The organism is Streptomyces sp. NPDC017095 (assembly GCF_044332325.1).
GTDB lineage: Bacteria > Actinomycetota > Actinomycetes > Streptomycetales > Streptomycetaceae > Streptomyces.
In genome coordinates this window covers 393,662-411,946 of record NZ_JBIROU010000007.1, presented here as the reverse complement: position 1 = coordinate 411,946, position 18,285 = coordinate 393,662, and the positions used below count along the sequence as shown (strand labels likewise).

The 18,285-nt window shown below is 75.8% G+C and carries 12 protein-coding genes; 5 read left to right on the top strand and 7 right to left on the bottom strand.

The genetic code is table 11. The annotated features are described in order from the left end of the window. Positions 1–9: 9 nt before the first annotated feature. Positions 10–444 (bottom strand): roadblock/LC7 domain-containing protein, encoded by a 435-nt coding sequence (locus ACH4OA_RS17165; protein ID WP_365875437.1) that lies wholly within the window; start codon positions 442–444, stop codon positions 10–12. Continuing rightward, positions 441–3,260 carry a nitrate- and nitrite sensing domain-containing protein gene (locus ACH4OA_RS17160; RefSeq protein ID WP_397969580.1) on the bottom strand — a complete coding sequence of 940 codons (2,820 nt, stop codon included), beginning with the start codon at positions 3,258–3,260 and terminating at the stop codon, positions 441–443. Before ACH4OA_RS17160 ends, ACH4OA_RS17165 begins: the two co-directional genes overlap by 4 nt. 416 nt (positions 3,261–3,676) lie before the next feature. Between ACH4OA_RS17160 and ACH4OA_RS17155 the strand changes: the two genes are divergently transcribed. Continuing rightward, on the top strand, positions 3,677–4,213 hold the full coding sequence (locus ACH4OA_RS17155) for a hypothetical protein (RefSeq protein ID WP_397969578.1): 537 nt from the start codon (positions 3,677–3,679) through the stop codon (positions 4,211–4,213). Between the two features lie 284 nt (positions 4,214–4,497). Here the strand turns inward: ACH4OA_RS17155 and ACH4OA_RS17150 are convergent, their stop codons facing one another. The 4 genes from ACH4OA_RS17150 to ACH4OA_RS17135 all read right to left on the bottom strand — a co-directional run bounded on the left by ACH4OA_RS17150 (position 4,498) and on the right by ACH4OA_RS17135 (position 12,411). Further along, positions 4,498–9,147 carry a hypothetical protein gene (locus ACH4OA_RS17150; RefSeq protein ID WP_397969577.1) on the bottom strand — a complete coding sequence of 1,550 codons (4,650 nt, stop codon included), beginning with the start codon at positions 9,145–9,147 and terminating at the stop codon, positions 4,498–4,500. A gap of 47 nt (positions 9,148–9,194) precedes the next feature. Next, positions 9,195–10,073, bottom strand: coding sequence for a hypothetical protein (locus tag ACH4OA_RS17145; RefSeq protein WP_397936811.1), 879 nt, complete (start codon positions 10,071–10,073; stop codon positions 9,195–9,197). 31 nt (positions 10,074–10,104) lie between these two features. After that, entirely contained in the window at positions 10,105–11,634 is a 1,530-nt protein-coding gene (locus tag ACH4OA_RS17140) for a hypothetical protein (RefSeq protein WP_397936812.1), read from the bottom strand. Positions 11,635–11,703: 69 nt separating this feature from the next. Then, entirely contained in the window at positions 11,704–12,411 is a 708-nt protein-coding gene (locus ACH4OA_RS17135) for a GntR family transcriptional regulator (RefSeq protein WP_397936814.1), read from the bottom strand. A 126-nt stretch (positions 12,412–12,537) separates the two neighbouring features. Between ACH4OA_RS17135 and ACH4OA_RS17130 the strand changes: the two genes are divergently transcribed. The 4 genes from ACH4OA_RS17130 to ACH4OA_RS17115 all read left to right on the top strand — a co-directional run bounded on the left by ACH4OA_RS17130 (position 12,538) and on the right by ACH4OA_RS17115 (position 16,355). Then, positions 12,538–13,860, top strand: coding sequence for an MFS transporter (locus tag ACH4OA_RS17130; protein WP_397969575.1), 1,323 nt, complete (start codon positions 12,538–12,540; stop codon positions 13,858–13,860). 131 nt (positions 13,861–13,991) lie between these two features. After that, the gene (locus ACH4OA_RS17125) at positions 13,992–14,768 is read left to right on the top strand and encodes a LamB/YcsF family protein (RefSeq protein WP_397969574.1); all 777 of its coding nucleotides are present in this window, start codon (positions 13,992–13,994) and stop codon (positions 14,766–14,768) included. Beyond that, the gene (locus ACH4OA_RS17120) at positions 14,765–15,382 is read left to right on the top strand and encodes an allophanate hydrolase subunit 1 (protein ID WP_397936818.1); all 618 of its coding nucleotides are present in this window, start codon (positions 14,765–14,767) and stop codon (positions 15,380–15,382) included. Before ACH4OA_RS17125 ends, ACH4OA_RS17120 begins: the two co-directional genes overlap by 4 nt. Positions 15,383–15,485: 103 nt before the next feature. Further along, positions 15,486–16,355, top strand: a complete 870-nt coding sequence (locus tag ACH4OA_RS17115; protein WP_397946523.1) for a biotin-dependent carboxyltransferase family protein — start codon at positions 15,486–15,488, stop codon at positions 16,353–16,355. 450 nt (positions 16,356–16,805) lie between these two features. Here ACH4OA_RS17115 and ACH4OA_RS17110 read toward each other — a convergent pair whose 3' ends face one another. Further along, on the bottom strand, positions 16,806–18,224 hold the full coding sequence (locus ACH4OA_RS17110; RefSeq protein WP_397969572.1) for a HEAT repeat domain-containing protein: 1,419 nt from the start codon (positions 18,222–18,224) through the stop codon (positions 16,806–16,808). Positions 18,225–18,285: the final 61 nt, after the last annotated feature.

Below are 18,285 nucleotides of genomic sequence, written 5' to 3'. Positions count from 1 at the left end.
GTCCTCTCACTACCCGCCGGCGGGCAGATCGGTGCGCGGGGCGGTGCCCAGGTGCACGCCGACCCGCTTGACGAGGAGCGTCATCTCGTAGGCGACCTGTCCGACATCGGAGTCGGCGTCCGAGAGGACGGCGAGGCAGCTGCCGTCGCCGGCGGCGGTGACGAAGAGGAAGGCGCCGTCCAGCTCGACCACGGTCTGCCGGACGCCACCGGCGTCGAAGTGCCGGCCGACACCCTTGGCGAGGCTGTGGAAGCCGGACGCCACGGCGGCCAGATGCTCGCTGTCCTCCCTGGTGAGGTCGGTGGAGGCCCCTGTCGCCAGGCCGTCCCCGGACAGGATGACGGCCTTGCGGATGCTGGCGACCCGGTCGACGAGGTCGTCCAGGAGCCAGTTCAGCTCCCCCTTGTTGGTCGCGGTGTGGCCGGTGGCCTTCGGTGCGGTCATCGACCGTCCCCCTTAGTCGTTCCTTGTGCTGCGCCGTCCCGGGCCCCGTCGCCCGCGGCGTTCTCCTCCCGGCCGCGCTGCCAGCCGCGCTGGAGCGAGGCCATACGGCTGCGGACCTCGTCGGCGTCGCGGTCGGCGGGCTGCGTCACGCTGTCGGCGCGCCGGTCGGTGTCCTGTTTGAGCTGGGGGGCCAGGCTGGCCTGGCGTACCCGTCGGGGCAGCGGCATGGTGTCCGGTTCCGCGGCCGGGCCGCCGGCGGGCGCTCCGCCGCCGTCGTGGGCCGCTGCGGTGTCCGCCGGGCCGCCGGTGCCGGGCCTTCCGGGCCGGGTACGCCGGGGCAGCTCCGGGGGTTCCGGCGCCTCGCGGGCGCTGTCGGCCGGGGGCGCGGCGCGGTCGTCGGCGCGGTCCTCGGCGCGGTCGGTGAGCGCGGCGGGGCGCCGGGCGGCGGTGCCGCGGCGGCGGGCGGGCAGCGGGGCCGGTTCGCCGGGGCCGGTGTCCCGGGGGCCGGCGGCGGGTCCCGGGGCCGGTTCGCCGCGGCGGGAGCGCTGGTCGGTGACGGGCTTGCCGTGCGAGCTGACCAGCTTGGGCGTCTGCCGCCGCGGCAGCGGGGCGGGCCCGTGGTCGTCGGTCCCGTCGCGTGCCGGCAAGCCGGGCGGCAGCTCGTCGTCGTCCGGCCGGGACCGGCGGGGGCGGAACAGGCCGCCGCGTTCGCTGTCCTCGTCCGGGAGGGCGCCGGGGAAGTCGTCCAGCGTGTCGAGATCGACGGGGGCCTCCAGCTCCACCGGACCGTCGAGCAGGGAGGTCGGCAGGCCGGGCAGTTGCAGCGGCGCCGGGGACCGTCCGGCGGTACGGCCGAGCGCCTGCTCGGTGCCCTTCGCCGGCCGCTCCCGGTCGAGCCGGAAGCCCATGCCGTTGGTGTCCGGGACGTCGTCGGTCAGCAGCGCGTCGGGGATGAACAGCACGGCGGTGGTGCCGCCGTACGGCGACGGCTGGAGGGAGACCCGGACGTTCTGGCGCTGGGCGAGGCGGCTGACCACGAACAGGCCCAGCCGGTCGGTGTCGGACAGCTCGAACTCGGGCGTCTCGGCGAGGCGCAGATTGGCGTCGAGCAGGGCCTCGGCCGTCATGCCGAGCCCCCGGTCGTGGATCTCCAGGGTGAAGCCGTTGGCGACCCGCTCGCCGACGACCTGGACGGCGGTGTGCGGGGGCGAGAACACCGTGGCGTTCTCCAGGAGTTCGGCCACGAGATGGGTGAGGTCGGCGACGGCGGGTCCGGTGACGGCGACCCGGGGCAGCCGCCGGACCTCGATGCGCTCGTAGTCCTCGACCTCGGCGACGGCGGCGCGGACGACGTCCATCAGCTGTACGGGCCTGCGCCACTGCCGGGAGGGCGCGGCACCGGAGAGGATGACCAGGCCCTCGGCGTGCCGGCGCATCCGGGTGGTGAGGTGGTCCAGGCGGAACAGGTCGGCGAGTTCGTCGGTGTCCTCGGTGCGGCGCTCCATGCTGTCGAGCAGGGTGAGCTGCTTGTGCAGCAGCACCTGGCTGCGCCGGGCGAGGTTGACGAAGACCTCGGAGATGCCGGCCCGCAGTTCGGCCTGTTTGACGGCGGCCTCGACGGCGGCGCGCTGGAGGGTGTTGAGGGCCTGTCCGACCTCGCCGATCTCGTTCTTGTCGTACTCCAGGCGCGGCACCTCGGTCTCGACGTCGACCTGTTCGCCCGCGGACAGCCGGCGCATCACGCTGGGCAGCCGGACGCCGGACGCCTCGTGCGCCTCCAGACGGAGCTGGCGCAGGTCGCGGATGAGGGTGCGGCCGACCCGGATGGAGAGCACGACGGAGACGAGGAGGGCGACCAGCCCAAGGAGGCCCGCGACGGCGGCCTGGACGATGACTCCCACGGCCACGGGGCGCATCCGGTCCTGGAACCGGTCGCCGACCTGGTCGTCCAGGGTGCCGAGTCCGTTCAGGACGGTCGCCGCGGCGGAGTCCCAGCTCTTGGCGGAGACCCCGCGGGGCGTGCCGGAGTCCGAGGCGGTGACGGACCGTTCGGCCGCGCGCAGCGGGGCGGTGGCGGCGTTCTTCCAGAAGCGTTCGTAGCGCTCGCGTTCCGCGGCGGGCAGCAGCGGGAGGCTGATGGTGTACAGGAGCGTGCGCTGGGCGACGAGGTCGGAGACATCACGGGTCTCGTCGTGGGTGAGCCGGCCGACGACGAGGGCGGAGCCGAGCAGGGCGTCCTCGCGGGAGAGCAGTTCGCGGGCCCGGGTGATGTTGACCAGCGCGCGGGCCTCCTTGTCGGCTTCGACGTCGTCGATGCCGTCGAGGGCCGCGAGCAGCGCGAAGCAGGGGTCCACGAGGCGGTTGTAGAGGTCGAGCGCCTGAGCCCGGGTGACGGTGCCCTCCTCGACGCTGCGGCGCAGCGAGCCGAGGCCGGCGAAGGCGTCCAGGACGGCGGTCAGATGCTCGCTGTCGTCCGTGTCCAGCCCGGAGCGGAACTCGCGGTCCTTGGCGTGCCCGCGGATCTCGCCGATCGCCCGGTCGGTGGCGGCGCGGGTGCGGTGCAGCGCGGAGAGCACCTCGGAGGCCCGGGGGTCGGAGAGGTAGACCAGGCTCTGGCGGCGCTCCTGCTGCAGGACGCGGACGGCGTCCTCGGTGGGATAGCCGATGTCTTCGACGACATCGGTCGCCCGGAACAGCTGGGCCACTTCGCGGCCCGTGAGCACCGTGGCGAAACCCCAGATGGCGGTCAGGAACAGCAGCGGCACGAGAAGCAGCGCCACGATCTTCCGGCGGATGGACTTCCCGCGAAAGCGCATGGCCTCCCCCAGCTCGCCCCCCGCCGGCCGGGGGTGCTCATGTCCGTCAGCAAACGGCGCGAGCCTACTACCGCCTCACAGTTAACTCGAAGACACGACTGGAAGGTGAACTTCCGCACCGCAGGCGAGAGATGGCGAGTTGTCCCGCCATGGGGGGAGATTGCCACCGCACCGGGAAGGGCGAAATCCGGCCGGTGTCGGTTCCATCGCCAGGGGGTTGGCCGGATTTTTTCGGCAGGTGGGAATCTTCGGGCGGTCTCGTTCGTCCTTCTCTATGGGATATGGGGGCGGTATGGGCCACAGAGACCGCGTCCCGCGTTCCGGCGGCGTAAAAGAGCGCATGCCGGGCAGCCACTGGGGAGTCGGGGTCTTCGGACGCCGGGGCGAGCGGTCTGCCGGCGGTGGGGAGTGACACGGTGACGGGCACGGCGGAGCGGCGCGAGGCGCCCAAGGAGAGCGTGGCGGTGCGCCCCGGGGCGCGCTGGGAGCGGACGGCGCCGGAGCACGGCGCCGCGGACGGGGGACGCGGCGGGCGGTCCGCCGGGGGCGGACCGCGGCAGAGTCACCGGGCGCTGTGGGTGGAGGAGCCCGCGCGCCGGCATCCGCTGCCCGATCCGGTGCGGGCGGCGGCGGTGCGGGCCGTCCTCGTCATCGCGGTGACGCTGATACAGGCGATGGTGGCGTTCCTGTGCACGCTGGCGGGCTCCTGGCTGGCGTTCCCCATGGTGATCAGCGGCGTGGCGAGCACGGTGGTGGCCACCTGGGCGGCGGTCGACGTGTGGGTGACCCGCCAGGTGTGGAACCAGCGGTACGGCGTGGTGTCGGAGCCGAGCAGCACGGCCCGGGCGCTGCGCCGGGAACGCCGGGCCCGCCGCCGCGAGGAGCGGACGGCCGAGCGGGAGCAGGAGCGGATACGCCGCAGGGGCGGCGCGGGGCAGCTGTCGCACCCCTGACCCGCCCTTCCTCCCGGCCGTGGGCCGGCGCTGTGCCGCGCCCGGCATCACCCGGGGCCGGTGTGCCGCGCCCGGCGGACACGGCGGGCGCCGGGCTGTCCCGGCGCCGGGGCTACGGCTTCTGACCGGCGGTCAGGCGCCGGAACCCCGGCCGGACGGCGCGGTCCCGGCCGGGCGACGCGGACCCGGCCGCGCTCAGCGGCGCTGCCCTCGGCGGAGGACTTGGCGCGGGCCCCCGGAGGCCGTCGCGCACCGCGCGACCGCGCACCGCGCCCCCATGCCCGTTACGAAGCGCTCGGCGCCGGCTTCTTGTACATCCGGGTCGCCGTGATCTCGCTGTGCACCGTTTCCCCGGCCTGCGGCGGCTGGGGCAGACCGGGCCGCAGGTGCTCCTCCACCCGGATGTACTTCAGGCCCGCCCGCAGGTCGGCGTCGTTGCGCAGGCGGATGACCAGCGGGAACTCGGCCAGCGCGGTGGTGTCGAAGAGACCGGTGGTGTACAGCAGCTGGACGCCCAGCGCGTCCGACACGGCCCGCTGCAGCTCCAGCAGGTAGGTGGCGTTGGCGCGGCCGATCGGGTTGTCCAGGAACAGCGTGCCGGCGTGCCGGTGCTTGTCCCGGCCCCGGTCGTTCGAGCGCAGCGCGGCCATCGTGCAGTACAGGGCGATGGCCGCGGTGAGCAGCTGGCCGCCCGAGAACACGTCGCCCATCTGGCCGACCGGGACGCGCTCGGCGCGCAGCACGGCGTCGGGCTTGAGGATCTCGACGGCCACGCCCTTCGGCTGGAGGGCCGCCGCCACTCCGCGCAGCAGCAGCGACATGCCGTCGCGGCGCAGGTCGGAGTTCTTCTTCACGGCGGCGCGCGTGGCCTCGTCGATGACCTCGCCGAGCCGTTCGGTGAGCGTGGCCTGGTCGGGCTCCTCGAAGCGGATGCGCAGGAACTCCTGTCCGGACCACTCGCCGAGCCCCTCGGGCAGCCGGGAGAGCCGCTGCGCGGACCGCAGGGTCGCCAGGGCGGACTCCACGAGTCCGCGCAGCCGGTCCACGATCGAGTCGCGGTTGCGCTCCAGCTGGGCCAGCTCGTCCGTCAGCACGCGCAGCCGGGGCGCGAACGCGTCCGCCCACTTCTGGGCGTGCTCGGGCAGCGCGGAGGCGGGCAGTTCGCGGATCTGCTGCCGGGCCGGGGTGCGGACCTGCTCGTAGCGCGTGGAGTTGGCGTGCCGGACGAGGATGTCGCTCGCCTCGCGCACGGCGGCCTCGGCGGCGGACAGGTCGGCGGCGCAGCCGCGCAGCGAGCGGCGGGCCTCGGCGGCGGAGTGCCGGGCCTCCTCCAGGGTGCCGGGGTAGGGTTCCGGCTCCTCCTGCTCCTCCTCCGGTGTCTGCTCGCGCAGCAGGTCGCGGAGCATGGCGGCGATCTCGTCGAAGCCGCCGGCCGCGTCCTCGGCGGCGCGGTGGGCCGCCAGCAGCTCCGCGTGCGCCGCGCGGGCCTCGGCCAGGGCCTCGGTGCGGGCGGCGAGTTCGGTGGTGGCGGTGCGCAGCAGGGTCTGGGCGTGCTCGGCGTCGCGCGGGAGCAGTTCCCCGGGCAGTTCGGTGTGCGCCTCGGCGTCCTCGGGTGCGTGCCGCTCCGCCTCGCCGCGCAGCCGGCCGAGCTGTTCGCTCGCGGTCGACACGCGGGTCTCCAGCAGCTGGACCAGCTCCTCCGCGCGCGCGGCGGCGGCCTGCCGGGACGGTCCGTCGGAGCCGTCGGGTGACTGCAGGAGCTGCTCGGCGCGGGTGCGGACCTTGTTGCTGAGCCGGTCCAGTTCGGCGCGGGCGGCGCTCTCGTCGCTCTCGGCGCGGGCCTGCTCGGCGCGCAGGTCGGCGCCGACGCCGACCTTCTCGTACACCTGGGAGGCGGCCCGGTAGGCCTCGCGGAGGGCGGGCAGGGACGCCTTCGGCGCGTCCGCGTCCGCCTCGGGTACGTCGTCGGGGGCGCCGGCGATCTCGGCGCGCTCGGCGCGCAGGGCGCGCGCGGTGCGGCGGGCGTCGTCGGCGGCGCGCTGGGCGGCGCGGCGGTCCTCGTCGGCGGCGCGGGCGCGCTCCAGGCAGGTCTGCGCGCGGGCCTCGGACTCGGCGGCCTCGTCGGCGAGTTCGCGCAGTTTCGCCTGCCAGCCGGCGCGTTCGCGGAGCCGGAAGGCGAGGCCGGCGAGGGCGTCGGCGGCACGCCGGGCCTTCTGCGCGGCCTCCTGCCGTTCGTCGCGGAGCCGTACGGCCTCGGCCGCGGTCTCCTCGGCCTCCGCGCGCTCGGTGCGCGCCTCGGCGAGTTCGGCCTCGGTCTCCTCAGCGAACGCGCGGGCCTCCTCGGCGGCCCGGGCCAGCTCGGTCAGGCGGCCGGCGGGGCAGCCGGTGCGCCAGGAGGCGAGCCGGGCGGCCAGTTCGCGGTCCTTGCCGAGGCGGCCGGCGAGGACGCGGATCTCCTGGTCGCGCTCGGCGGCCCGGGCGCGCAGTGCCTGCCGTTCCTCGTCGGCGGCGTGCTCGTCGTGCATGGCCGGGTTCGGCGGCACGAGGAACACGTCACCGGGTGTGGCGTCCGCGGCGGGCGGCGGGGCGAGCAGGGCGGCGGCGGTGCCGACGGCGACGGCGGAGCGGGGCAGCAGGGCGGCGTCGGCCAGGGCCTCCCGGGCGCGCGCGTGCGTGTCCGGGTCGGTGATGACGACTCCGTCGACCAGTTCGGGGCGGGCGGCGAGCACGCGCGCGTGGTCGGCCGGGTCGACGGCCTGGGCGAGGTAGCGCCAGCCGGGCAGCGCCGGGATGCCGTGCTCGCCGAGGAACTCGACGGTGGCCAGGACGTCCGGGCCGGGCGGCAGCAGTCCGCCGTCGCCGAGCGCGCCGAGGATGCGGGCGTCGTCGGCGGCGGCCGTGCGCAGGTCGAAGAGGTGCCGTTCGGCGGCGGACACGGACGTGTCGAGGAGTTCGCGCAACTCGTCGGCGAACCGGTCGAGTTCCTCGGCCGTGAGCGCGGTGCCGGTGCTGGTGCGGGGGCTGTCCCCGGCGGCCGGGGTGCCGTCGTCCGCGCCGGTCCGGGGGCCCGGCACCGTCACGCGGGGCGCGCCGGGCAGGCTCAGCAGCTCCGCCAGGCGCTCTTCGGCGGCCAGCGACTCGGCGAGGCGCCGCTCGGCCTCGTACGCCCGTCCGGCGGCCGTGGCCGCGTCCGCCGCGCGGGCCGCGGTCAGCTCCGCGCGGGACTCGGCGGACGCCGCCTCGCGCGCGTGCTCGGTGGCCTTGCGGGCGGCCTCGCGGGCCGCGTCCCAGGCGGCCACCGCGGTCTTCTCCGCGTCGCTGGCGGCGAGCGCGGCCCTGGCCGGGTCGGCGTCCGGGGCGCTGTCGTCCAGCCAGCCGGCGCGGACCGCCTCGGCGGTCTCCTGCTCGACCTCGGCGAGCCGCTGGCGCAGATGTCCGGTCTCGCTGCGGGCCCGCTGGGCCTCGGTGGCGGCGGCGGTGGAGTCCCGGTAGGCGTGGTCGCTGACCTCCTGGAGGGCGGCGGACCGCTCCTCCTCCTCGTTGGCGAGGGTCTCGGCGCTGTCGGCGGCGGCGTGCAGGGCCCGTACGAGGTCCACGGCGGCCCGGGCGCGGGCGGCGAGCGCGGGTGCCGCGTCCCGTTCGGCCTCCTGGATGGCGGCGGCCACGCGCGTGACGCGGTCGGCGGCGGCCCGGTGGCGCAGGACGGCCTCGGCGGCCTGCCAGGCGGCGTGCAGGGTGCGCGCGTCGGCCAGTTCCCGCTTCTGCGCGGCGGCGGACTTCTCGGCGGCGGCCAGCGCCAACGAGGCGTGGCGGTAGGCGAGTTCGGCGGCGATCAGACCGCTGCGCTCCCGGGCGCCCTCGGAGTGCGTGACGGCGTAGGCGGCGGCGGTGACCCGCTGGGCGAGGTCGGCGGCCCGGACCCGTTCCCGTACGGCCCGGGCGGACAGCCGCCGGGCCAGGGCGCGGGTACGGCGTTCGGCGCCCGCGTGGACGTCACGCGCGCGTGCCCGGGCGTCGGCCGCCTCCACGATCCGGCCGAGCAGGTCGGCGGAGCCGGCGGTGAAGTCCCGTTCGGCGATCAGCTCGGCACGCCGGCCGAGTTTGCTGCCGAAGCCGCTGACGAGGTCGGCGAGGCCGTCGGTGTCCCGGGTGTCGGTGACCGCGCGCAGCAGCAGGTCGGTGAAGTCGGAGTCCTTCTTGACCGCGAAGAGGCCGGCCGCCTCGCCCTCGTCGGCGTTCATCTCCCGCTGGTAACGGAAGAGTTCGGGGTCCAGACCGAGGTCGCCGAGGTGTTCGGTCCAGCGCTCGTGGGTCTCCTCCCAGTGCGCCTCCAGGTGCGGGTACGCCTTGCCGGCCTCCATGAGGGCGTCGCGGAAGCCCTTCATGGTGCGGCGGCGGCCGTGCGCGCCGGAGGCGCCCTCGACGGGCGGCCGTACGGCGGTGGCCTCGGCGACCGGCAGGTTGTCCAGGCTCAGGCCGGGGCCGGGCCGGAAGGAGTACCAGGCCTCGGCGAACTTGCGCGGGTCGTTGGAGACCTGCCGGCCGCGCCACTCGCTGACCTTGCCGACGACCACGCACTCGCCGGTCTGCACGTGCTGCCACTCCAGGGCCACGTGGCCGCAGTCGTCGGCGAGCAGGAACTTGCGCAGCACACCGGAGCTGGCGCCGCCGAGGGTGTTGCGGTGGCCCGGCAGCATCACCGAGAAGATCAGCTTGAGCAGGACGGACTTGCCGCCGCCGTTCTCCAGGAACAGCACGCCGGCGGGGGCGGGCCGGCGCGGCGGGCCGGACGGCTCGTCCGCGAAGAACTCCGCCTGCGTGGGCGCCGGGTCGGGCACGGGCTCGCCGACACCCCGCAGGTCAAGCACGGTGTCGGCATAGCGGGCACCGGCGGGACCGATGGAGTAGAGGCGGACCCGGGACAGCTCGTACATGGCGGACTCTCGTCAGTGTTCTTGCGGCGGGGGGCGGTGGTGGGGGGTCAGGAGTGGAACGGCAGCCCGGCGTCGGCCACCAGGTCCAGGTCGTCGGTGTCCTCGGCGGGCAGCAGGGAGGCCGTGCCGTCGGTGACCGGGACGACGCCCAGCTCCAGCAGTTCGGCCAGGGCGGCGCTGGCGGCCATGTCGCGGACCTGGAGCTGGTAACGGGCGGTGGTGCGGTACGTGCCGCCGCTGTCGTCGCCGGTGCGCTGGAGGAAGCCCGAGTCGGTGAGGAAGGCCAGGGCCTTGGCCACGATGCCGGTGGTGGAGGCGGCCGGGCGGCGGGCGTCCTTGGTGGCGCCGGTGGCGCTGCGCCTGGCCCAGATCCGCCAGGCGGCCTCCAGGCCGGGCGCGTCCGTCGCCGGGTCGGTGTTCTCGCCCCGCTCCTCGGCGCGCTCCTCCAGGCGGCGGCAGGCCTGCCGGACGAAGGCGTCGACGCCGTTGACGGTGACCCGGCCGATGTAGGCGTCGTCGGCGAGGTCCTCGGGGCGCGGGAACGCCAGCGCGGCGACCGCGAGATGGGCGAGTCCGTGCAGGAAGCGGTCACCGGAGTCGGCGGCGGTGCGACGCGCGTAGTCCCCCATGCGGACGGCGAAGACCGAGTCCTCGGCGGCGGTCACGGCCATGCCCGCGCGCGGGGACACCTCCAGCACGACGAGCCCGAGGCCGGCGGCCACGGCGTCCGCGAGCCGGGCGAACGCCGGGTCGTCGCGGTAGCGGCGCAGCAGTTCGGTGTACTCCTGGTCACGCGCGGGCGCCAGCTTGGGCTGGAGGCCGAAGGCGACGAGCCGCGCCGCGTCGGCGGCGTCGGCGGGGGTGACGGCGCAGGGCGCCGACGGGACGGATGTCTCCGCCTCGCTCCACTCGACGTGCTCGGTCACGGGTTCGGCTCCTTGTCGCGGTCGTGCTCACTCATGCTGCTTCCGTCCGGTCGGCCGCCATCCCGGCGGCGTCCAGCAGGGCCGTCCCCACGATGAGGTCCGCCCCGCCGAACTCGGGATCGTCCAGCTCGGTCCCGTCGTCCACGGCGAACAGCAGCTTCTCCTCGCCCTGCCGGTAGGCGGTGCCGACGGGCGGGCTGGCCGCGTGGACCGCCAGCAGCGCCACCAGGTAGGCCAGGTCGGGATCGCCGGTGCGCCGGGCCTCGGCGAGCAGTCCCGACAGTCTCCGGGGCGCGTCGGCCGGCAGGTCCAGCAGCTCCGTGGCGGCGGCCAGTTGCTCCTCGCTGAACCTGCTGTCGTCCGGCGTCGCGATCAGGTCGGGCTCGGGCATCTCCGCGCCCAGGTGCTCCCGCTCCACGGGCGGCGTCAGCAGGATGTCGACGAGGTCGCCGACCCGCACCGCCACCGGCGTACGCGGTCCCGTGCCGCGTGCGAAGAACGCGTCCGTGACCCGGATGGCGTGCGCCAGCGGCAGCGGCAGGACGGGGGCGAGGAGATGGCCGTAGAGGTCGGTCCCGGAGGTCGTGGCCGGGGTGGCGAAGGCCTGCCGGTCCTGTTCGGCGCGGAACAGCGGGCCGGCCTCCAGCAGGCGGGACTGGAGCTGGGTGTGGCGCCGGATGCAGTCCTTGACGATGTCGACCAGCTCGGCGGCGCGGCGCTTGTGCTCGGGCTCCTCGGTCTCGTCGCGGGCCTTGCGGATGTTGGTGAGGATGGCGTTCTCGTGGCGGTACCGCTCGGCCACGTGGTCCAGGGCCTCGGCGATCATGTCGGGCACGGCGTTGAGCCAGTCGACCGCGCGGACGTTGCGCCGGGTGGCCTCCAGGGCCCGGCGGAGCGTCTCGGAGTACTGCACCGTGCGGTAGCGGGCCTGCTCGGCGGCGAGCTGGGCGTCGGCGAGCCGGCCGCGGCTGATCAGCACCTCCAGCTTGACCTCGGCGGCGATCTGGGCGCTGGTGACGTCCGTGTCGAGGGCGCCGACCAGGACGTTGACCGCCTCGTCCGTCGTCCGCAGATAGACCGTGCCGCCGGGGCCGGGGACCTCTTCGATCAGCTTGAAGTCGTAGTCACGGCGGACGTACGTGCCGTCCTGCGCGAAGGTGCCGTAGACCGCGCGGAAGCCGCGGTCCACGCTGCCGACGTTGATCAGGTTCTCCAGCACCCAGCGGGCCACGCGCTCGTGTTCGGCGGCGGGCCGGCTCGGGGCCTGGGCGGCGACGCGCGGGACGAGCCGGGCCACGATCTGCTCGTGGTCGGCGCCCGTGTCGAAGTCCATGTTCAGCGTGACCAGGTCGATGGCGGCCAGCGCCACCTCCGCCATCCCGTACACCGAGTACGCGCCGGCCAGGTTGGCCTTGCGCACGTCCAGGTCGTGCAGCGGCGCGGTGCAGGCGAGCGCGCGCAGCCGGCGCGCCAGGCCCTCGTCGGCGGCCGGACCCGGCGCCGGGCGCGCGCCCGCGCTGAGCTGGGGCGGAACACGTTCCGTCGATGCAGGCGAAGTCACGGTGCACAGACTAGGTCCTGGGTCCGACATCGGCCCAAACGGCTCAGAAGCGACGCCCGTCACAGAGGCTCAACAGGAGCCTGCCGGGTCCTCGCCCACCCGTCGCCGGTACACCGCGACGACCCGTTCCAGGGAGTCCGCGAGGTAGGTCTCCAGGAGCCGTTCCGCGCCGGCGCGGTTGCCGGCCTGGAGCGCCTGGAGGATCCGGCCGTTGCGGGTCAGGTACGGCTCGTGCAGGCCGCGCGGGTCGTCCACGACGTGGAAAGCGAGGCGCAGTTCGGCGAAGACGCCGCGCATCAGCTCGTCGGTGCGTTCACTGCCGGCGAGGGCGACCAGTTCCCGGTGGAAGTGGATGTTGGCCGTGGCCAGCCCTTTCCAGTCATGGTCCGCGGCCGCCGTCCGCCCGTCCTCCACCGCCGACACCAGCCCGCCCAGCCGGTACGGCGGTGCGCCCAGGCCGCGCACGACGGCGCACTCGACGAGGGAGCGCGTGCGGTAGATGTCCTCCACGTCCTCGACGGTCAGGACCCGGACGAACACGCCCCGGTTGAGTTCGTGGATCAGCAGGCGTTCGTGGGTGAGCAGCCGGAACGCCTCGCGCAGGGTGTTGCGGGAGACGCCGAGCGCCCCGCCGATGCCGTCCTCCGACAGCCGGGTGCCGGGCGGGAAGTAGCCGTCGGAGATGCGGCTCCTGAGGATGTCCGCGACCCGTTCGGCGGTGCTGGTGCGACCCAGGAGGAAGCGGTCGCCGGCCAGTCCCGTCAGCTGCTCTGCCATGCCCGGAATTCAATCGCAGACCCCGGAACGAAACAACATGGGTATTGAAGGATCGTTGAACGATCCTCTACGGTGCTCCGCACGGCTCGCTTCCCCGCACCCTCCGTCCCCCTCTGCGAGGTGCCCATGAGCACGACTCCACCGCCCCGCTCCACGCCGTCCACGGGCGTGCGGCCGCCGGGTGCCGAACGGGCCGAGGAGGACGGCGCGTTCGGCTGGCTGCGCGCCCTCGGCCCGCGCGGCCGGAGCGCGTTCGCCGGAGCGTTCGGCGGATACGCCCTGGACTCCTACGACTACTTCACCCTGCCGCTGAGCATGGTGGCGCTCGCGGCCCACTTCGGCCTCGACAGCGGCCGGACCGGCCTGTTCACCACCGTGACACTGGTGGTCTCGGCGGTCGGCGGAGCCGCGGCCGGCGTGCTCGCGGACCGGGTCGGCCGGGTCCGCGCCCTGATGATCACCATGATCACCTACGCCGTCTTCACCGTCGCCTGCGGCTTCGCGCCCGATTACGGGACACTGCTGGTCTTCCGCGCCCTCCAGGGCCTCGGTTTCGGCGGCGAGTGGGCGGTGGGCGCGGTCCTGGTCGCCGAGTACGCGAGCGCCCGCCACCGGGGGCGCACGCTCGGCGCGGTCCAGAGCGCCTGGGCGGTCGGCTGGGCACTGGCGGCGGTCGTCTACACGCTGGTCTTCTCCTTCGCCGGCGACGACCTGGCCTGGCGGGTGATGTTCTGGACCGGGGCGCTGCCGGCATTGTTCGTGGTGTGGCTGCGGCGCCGGGTGCACGACGCGCCCGCGGCGACGGCGGCCCGGGAACAGGACCCGCGCCGGGGCTCCTTCGCGGCGATCTTCCGGCCGGACCGGGACGGCGTACCGGGCCTGCTGCGCACCACGCTCTTCGCGAGTCTGCTCTCGACGGGCGTGCAGGGCGGCTACTACACGCTGGCGACCTGGGTGCCGACGTACCTGAAGACCGAGCGCGGCCTGTCGGTGGTCGGCACCGGCGGCTACCTGGCCCTGCTGATCTCCGGCGCCTTCCTCGGCTATCTCACCGGCGGCCGGCTCACGGACCGGCTCGGCCGGCGCGGCAACATCTGGCTGTTCGCGCTGCTGTCAGCGGTGTGCGTCCTGGTGTACGCGAACCTCCCGCACGGCGCCGACACCTTGCTCCTGGTGCTCGGCTTCCCGCTCGGTTTCTGCATGTCGGCCATCTTCAGCGGCTTCGGCTCGTACCTGAGCGAGCTGTACCCGACGGCGGTGCGCGGCACCGGACAGGGCTTCACGTACAACACGGGCCGCGCGGTGGGCGCGGTCTTCCCGACCCTGGTGGGCTTCCTCGCGGACGGCTGGGGCGTCGGCGGCGCGCTGGTCTTCGGCGCCCTCGGCTACGGCCTCGCCGCGCTGGCCCTGCTGGGGCTGCCGGAGACCCGCGGGACGGACCTGGCGTGACGCGGCACGCCGTACCGGCCATCGTGGAGAACGGCCGCGGGACACCTGCCGTACGACTGCCGCCAGACGACGTCCGCCGTACCGCGCCCGCCGTACGGGCGGCGGGCCGAGAACCGGAGACACGAGAACCCATGAACGCGATCACCTCCCCCGCCCCGATCGATCTCAACGCCGACCTCGGCGAGGGCTTCGGCCGCTGGCGGCTGACCGACGACGAGCAACTGCTGTCCGTCGTCACCAGCGCCAACGTGGCCTGCGGCTTCCACGCCGGGGACCCGGTCATCATGCGCCGGGTGTGCGCGCTGGCGGCCGAGCGCGGGGTGACGATCGGCGCGCAGGTCTCCTACCGGGACCTGGCCGGCTTCGGGCGGCGCGCGATGGACGTGCCGCCCGCCGAGCTGGCGGCCGAGGTGGCCTACCAGATCGGCGCGCTGGAGGTGTTCGCGCGGGCGGCGGGGGCGCGCGTGGCGTACGTCAAGCCGCACGGCGCGCTCTACAACCGGGTGGTGCACGACGCGGAGCAGGCCCGCGCGGTGATCGACGGCGTGCGCCTGGCGGACGCCTCGCTGCCGGTGCTGGGCCTGCCCGGCTCGCGGCTGCTGGAGCTGGCCGCCGAGGCGGGGCTGCCGGCCGTCACGGAGGCGTTCGCGGACCGGGCGTACACCGACGAGGGCACGCTGCTGCCGCGCGGCCGGGAGGGCGCGGTGGTGACCGACCCGGACACCGTCGTGGAGCGCTCGGTGAGCCTGGCGCGCTCGGGCGCGGTCATCGCGCACTCCGGCGCGCGGATCCAGGTGCGCGCCCGGTCGCTGTGCCTGCACGGCGACACGCCCGGCGCGGTGGACCTGGCCCGCCGGGTGCGCGAGCGGCTGGTGGCGGCGGGCGTGCGCGTAAAGGCGTTCGCGTGAGGGCGCTGGTCGTGGGCGACGACGCGCTGCTCGTCGAGGTCTCCTCCGGAGCCGAGGCGCAGGCCCTGCACGCCGAGCTGCGCGCCCGCCGCGCGGCGGGCGTGCTCACCGTCCGGGAGATCGTCCCGGCGGCCCGCACGGTGCTGCTCGACGGCTTGGCCGACCCGGCCCGCTGGGCGGCGGAACTGACCGCCGCGCGGATGCCGCCGGCGCCCCCTCCCGCGGGCGAGCTGGTCGAACTGCCCGTGCGCTACGACGGCCCGGACCTCGGCGTGGTCGCCGGGCACTGGGGAGTGAGCGAGCGGGAGGCGGTCCGTGTCCACGCCGGCACCGAGTTCACCGTGGCCTTCTGCGGTTTCGCGCCCGGCTTCGGCTATCTCACCGGGCTGCCGGACCGTTACGCCGTCCCGCGCCGCGCCACCCCGCGCACGGCGGTCCCCGCCGGTGCCGTCGCGCTGGCCGGGTCTTACACGGGCGTGTACCCGCGCTCCTCGCCCGGCGGCTGGCAGCTGATCGGCACCACGGACGCGGTGCTCTGGGACCACAGGCGGGTCCCGGCCGCGCTGCTGGCACCGGGGACGCGCGTGCGCTTCGTACCGGTGGAGGACGCGTGACCGGGCGGCGGCAGGTGCCGGGGCGGCCGGCGGTCCCGCGCGGGACGGCGGTCCGCACGCGCGCGGGCGGCGTGCCGGGGCGCATCGTGGCCGGGGAGGACGGATGACCGACCGTACGCTCGTCGTGGTGCGCGCCGGGGCGCTGACCACCGTGCAGGACCGTGGCCGGCCGGGGTACGCGCATCTCGGCGTGCCGCGCTCCGGAGCGCTCGACCCGCCCGCGGCGGCGCTGGTGAACCGGCTCGTCGGCAACCCGCCGGACGCCGCCGTCCTGGAGACCACCCTCAGCGGCTGCGCGCTGCGCCCGCGGTGCACGGTGACGGTGGCGGTCGGCGGCGCGCCCGGCCCGGTGACCGTGGGAGGCCGCCCGGCCGCGTGGGGCGCGCCGGTCGTGGTGCCGGCGGGCGAGCTGCTGGAGGTGGGCGCGGCCACGGCCGGCGTACGCGGCTATGTGGCCGTCTCCGGAGGCGTCGCCGTGGAGCCGGTCCTCGGCAGCCGCGCCACCGACCTGCTGTCCGGCCTGGGCCCGGCCCCGCTCGCGGACGGCATGGTGCTGCCGCTGGGCACCCCGGCCGGCCCTCCCGCGCGCGTGGACGGCGCCCCGCAGCCGCGTCCGCCGGCCGAGCTGGTGCTCCGGGTGACGCTGGGCCCGCGTGCGGACTGGTTCACGTCGCGGGCGGTGCGGGACCTCACCACGCGCGCGTACCGGGTCTCCGCGGCGAGCAACCGCATCGGGCTGCGCACCGAGGGGCCGCCGCTGGAGCGGGCCCGGGCCGGTGAGCTGCCGAGCGAGGGCATGGTCCTCGGGGCCGTCCAGGTGCCGCCGGACGGGCGTCCGGTGGTGTTCCTCGCGGACCATCCGACCACCGGCGGCTATCCGGTGATCGCCGTGGTCCGCGCCGCCGACCTGCCGGCCGCCGCGCAGGCGCTGCCGGGGACACGCGTGCGCTTCGTGCCGGTACGGCGCCGCTGAGCCCGACGACGGCTCCGGGCGCCTGCCGGGCAGGCCACAAGGATGCTCAGCTCCCGTTACGGCAGGCCGGGGCGGGGGGGCCGTGGGCCGCGAGGACCGGCCGTCACGGACACCGTCCAGCCGAAACGCCCCGCACGCGCGCGTGCCGCTGGCTACGTCTCAGGAGGAGGCCCACGGCGTCCGTGAACGTCCGGCCGCAGTCCGCCGCGGCAGCGTCTCCAGGGCGTCCGGGGCCGGGCCGGGCGCTTCCTGGCCGACAGCCAGGAGACCCCGTCTCTCCGCGCGGGGAACGTCCCATGGGCCTGGGGTCGGCCGGGTCAGGCCGTCGTCATGGCGGCCTGACCCGTGGGCCATCCGCGGGTCACCCGCGGTTCACCCGCCGGGCGGTCGTCCGCCCGTGCCGGATGCGCGCAAGGGCCCGCCGACACGGGGCCGGGCGCCGGCGGGGGCTCAGCCGAGGGCGGCGTCGGGTCCGAAGCGGCTGCGTACCGCGGTCTGCACCTCGTCCTCCTCGGCCGGATCGGCGGCCAGGCGGCGCAGGCGCTCCACGACCCGGGTGTCCCCGGTCTCGGCGTGCCGGGCGGCGAGTTCGCGGGTGCTCTCCTCGCAGTCCCACAGGCACTCGACGGCGAAGCCCGCGGCGAAGGAGGGGTCGGTGGCGGCCAGCGCGCGGGCGGCGCGGCCGCGGAGGTGGGAGGAGGCCGTCTCGCGGTAGACGTGCCGCAGGACGGGGGCCGCGCAGGCGATGCCGAGGCGCCCGGCGCCGTCGACGAGCGTCCACAGGGTGGGCGCGTCCGGTCCCTCGGCGCGCACGGCCTGGCGGAGCGCGGTGAGGACGAGGTCGCGGTCGCCCAGACCGCCCCGGCAGGCGAGCACGCGGCCGGCGGCGGCGCCGAGCGCGTCGGGGCGCCGGACCCAGGCCCGCGCGCGGGCCACGGCGGCGTCGCCGCGCATCCGCTCGAAGGCGTCGACGGCGGCCTCCACGACGACCGCCGTGCCGTCGGCGACCGCCGCCTCGACCAGGGCGAGGGCGTCGGGGTCGGCGCCGTCGGCGAGGTAGCGCAGGGCGGTGCAGCGGGCTCCGTCGGTGCCGGACCGGGCGGCCTGGAGGATCTCTGGCCGGTCCTCGGGGCCGGCCACGGCGGCCAGGCAGCGGGCGGCGGGCACATGGAGGGCCGCGCCGCGCTCCAGGCCCTGCTGGGCCCACTCGAAGACGGCGCGCACGCTCCAGCCGGGCCGGGGGCCGGCGGGACGCATCTGCCGTTGCCAGCGGTCGAAGCAGCCGGTCTCCTGCGCGGCGCGCACCCGCGTGGCGACCGACGGGCGCGGGTCCTCGGCCCACAGCCGCCAGGGCCGGGGTTCGAAGGCGTCGCGTACGGCGGCGGCCAGCTCGGCCTCGCCCTCGGCGTCCGTGGTGAACCGGGCCAGGACCGGGGCGGCGAGGGCGCGCAGGCCCGCGTCGTCGTCCCTGAGCGCCAGCTCGTCCAGCGCCCAGGCCCAGTTGGTGCCCTGCGCGGCGTACCGGCGCAGCAGGGCGAGCGCGTCCCGCCGGCCGTAGGAGGCGAGGTGTCCGAGGACGGCCAGGGCCAGGCCGGTGCGGGACTCGTCGGTGTCGAGGATGTCCTCGGGGTCGAAGAGGTGTGCGCGTACGGCGTCCAGGCCGCCGTTCAGGTCGAGGAAAAGCCGGGCGTAGTAGAGGGAGCGGTTCTCCACCTGCCAGTCGTGGCGGGGGTCGCGCAGCACACAGTGGTTCAGGGCCGCGAGCGCTTCGGCGCGCGGGGCCGTGAGCGCGTGCAGCGTGCCGTCACCACGGCCGCGCTGGAGCAGCCCGAGCAGCGTACCGCTGGGCGCTATGACCGGATCGAACATGGGAAACAGCCTCACATCAAGCGTCGAAGCAACCGGGGCACACGCGTTACCTGGCCGCTTG

Bases quoted from the DNA above. Each gene is read 5' to 3' on its own strand.
- ACH4OA_RS17135 (WP_397936814.1), bottom strand. From the start codon at position 12,411: ATGGCAGAGCAGCTGACGGGACTGGCCGGCGACCGCTTCCTCCTGGGT.
- ACH4OA_RS17110 (WP_397969572.1), bottom strand. From the start codon at position 18,224: ATGTTCGATCCGGTCATAGCGCCCAGCGGTACGCTGCTCGGGCTGCTC.
- ACH4OA_RS17150 (WP_397969577.1), bottom strand. From the start codon at position 9,147: ATGTACGAGCTGTCCCGGGTCCGCCTCTACTCCATCGGTCCCGCCGGT.
- ACH4OA_RS17115 (WP_397946523.1), top strand. From the start codon at position 15,486: ATGACCGACCGTACGCTCGTCGTGGTGCGCGCCGGGGCGCTGACCACC.
- ACH4OA_RS17165 (WP_365875437.1), bottom strand. From the start codon at position 444: ATGACCGCACCGAAGGCCACCGGCCACACCGCGACCAACAAGGGGGAG.
- ACH4OA_RS17125 (WP_397969574.1), top strand. From the start codon at position 13,992: ATGAACGCGATCACCTCCCCCGCCCCGATCGATCTCAACGCCGACCTC.
- ACH4OA_RS17160 (WP_397969580.1), bottom strand. From the start codon at position 3,260: ATGCGCTTTCGCGGGAAGTCCATCCGCCGGAAGATCGTGGCGCTGCTT.
- ACH4OA_RS17130 (WP_397969575.1), top strand. From the start codon at position 12,538: ATGAGCACGACTCCACCGCCCCGCTCCACGCCGTCCACGGGCGTGCGG.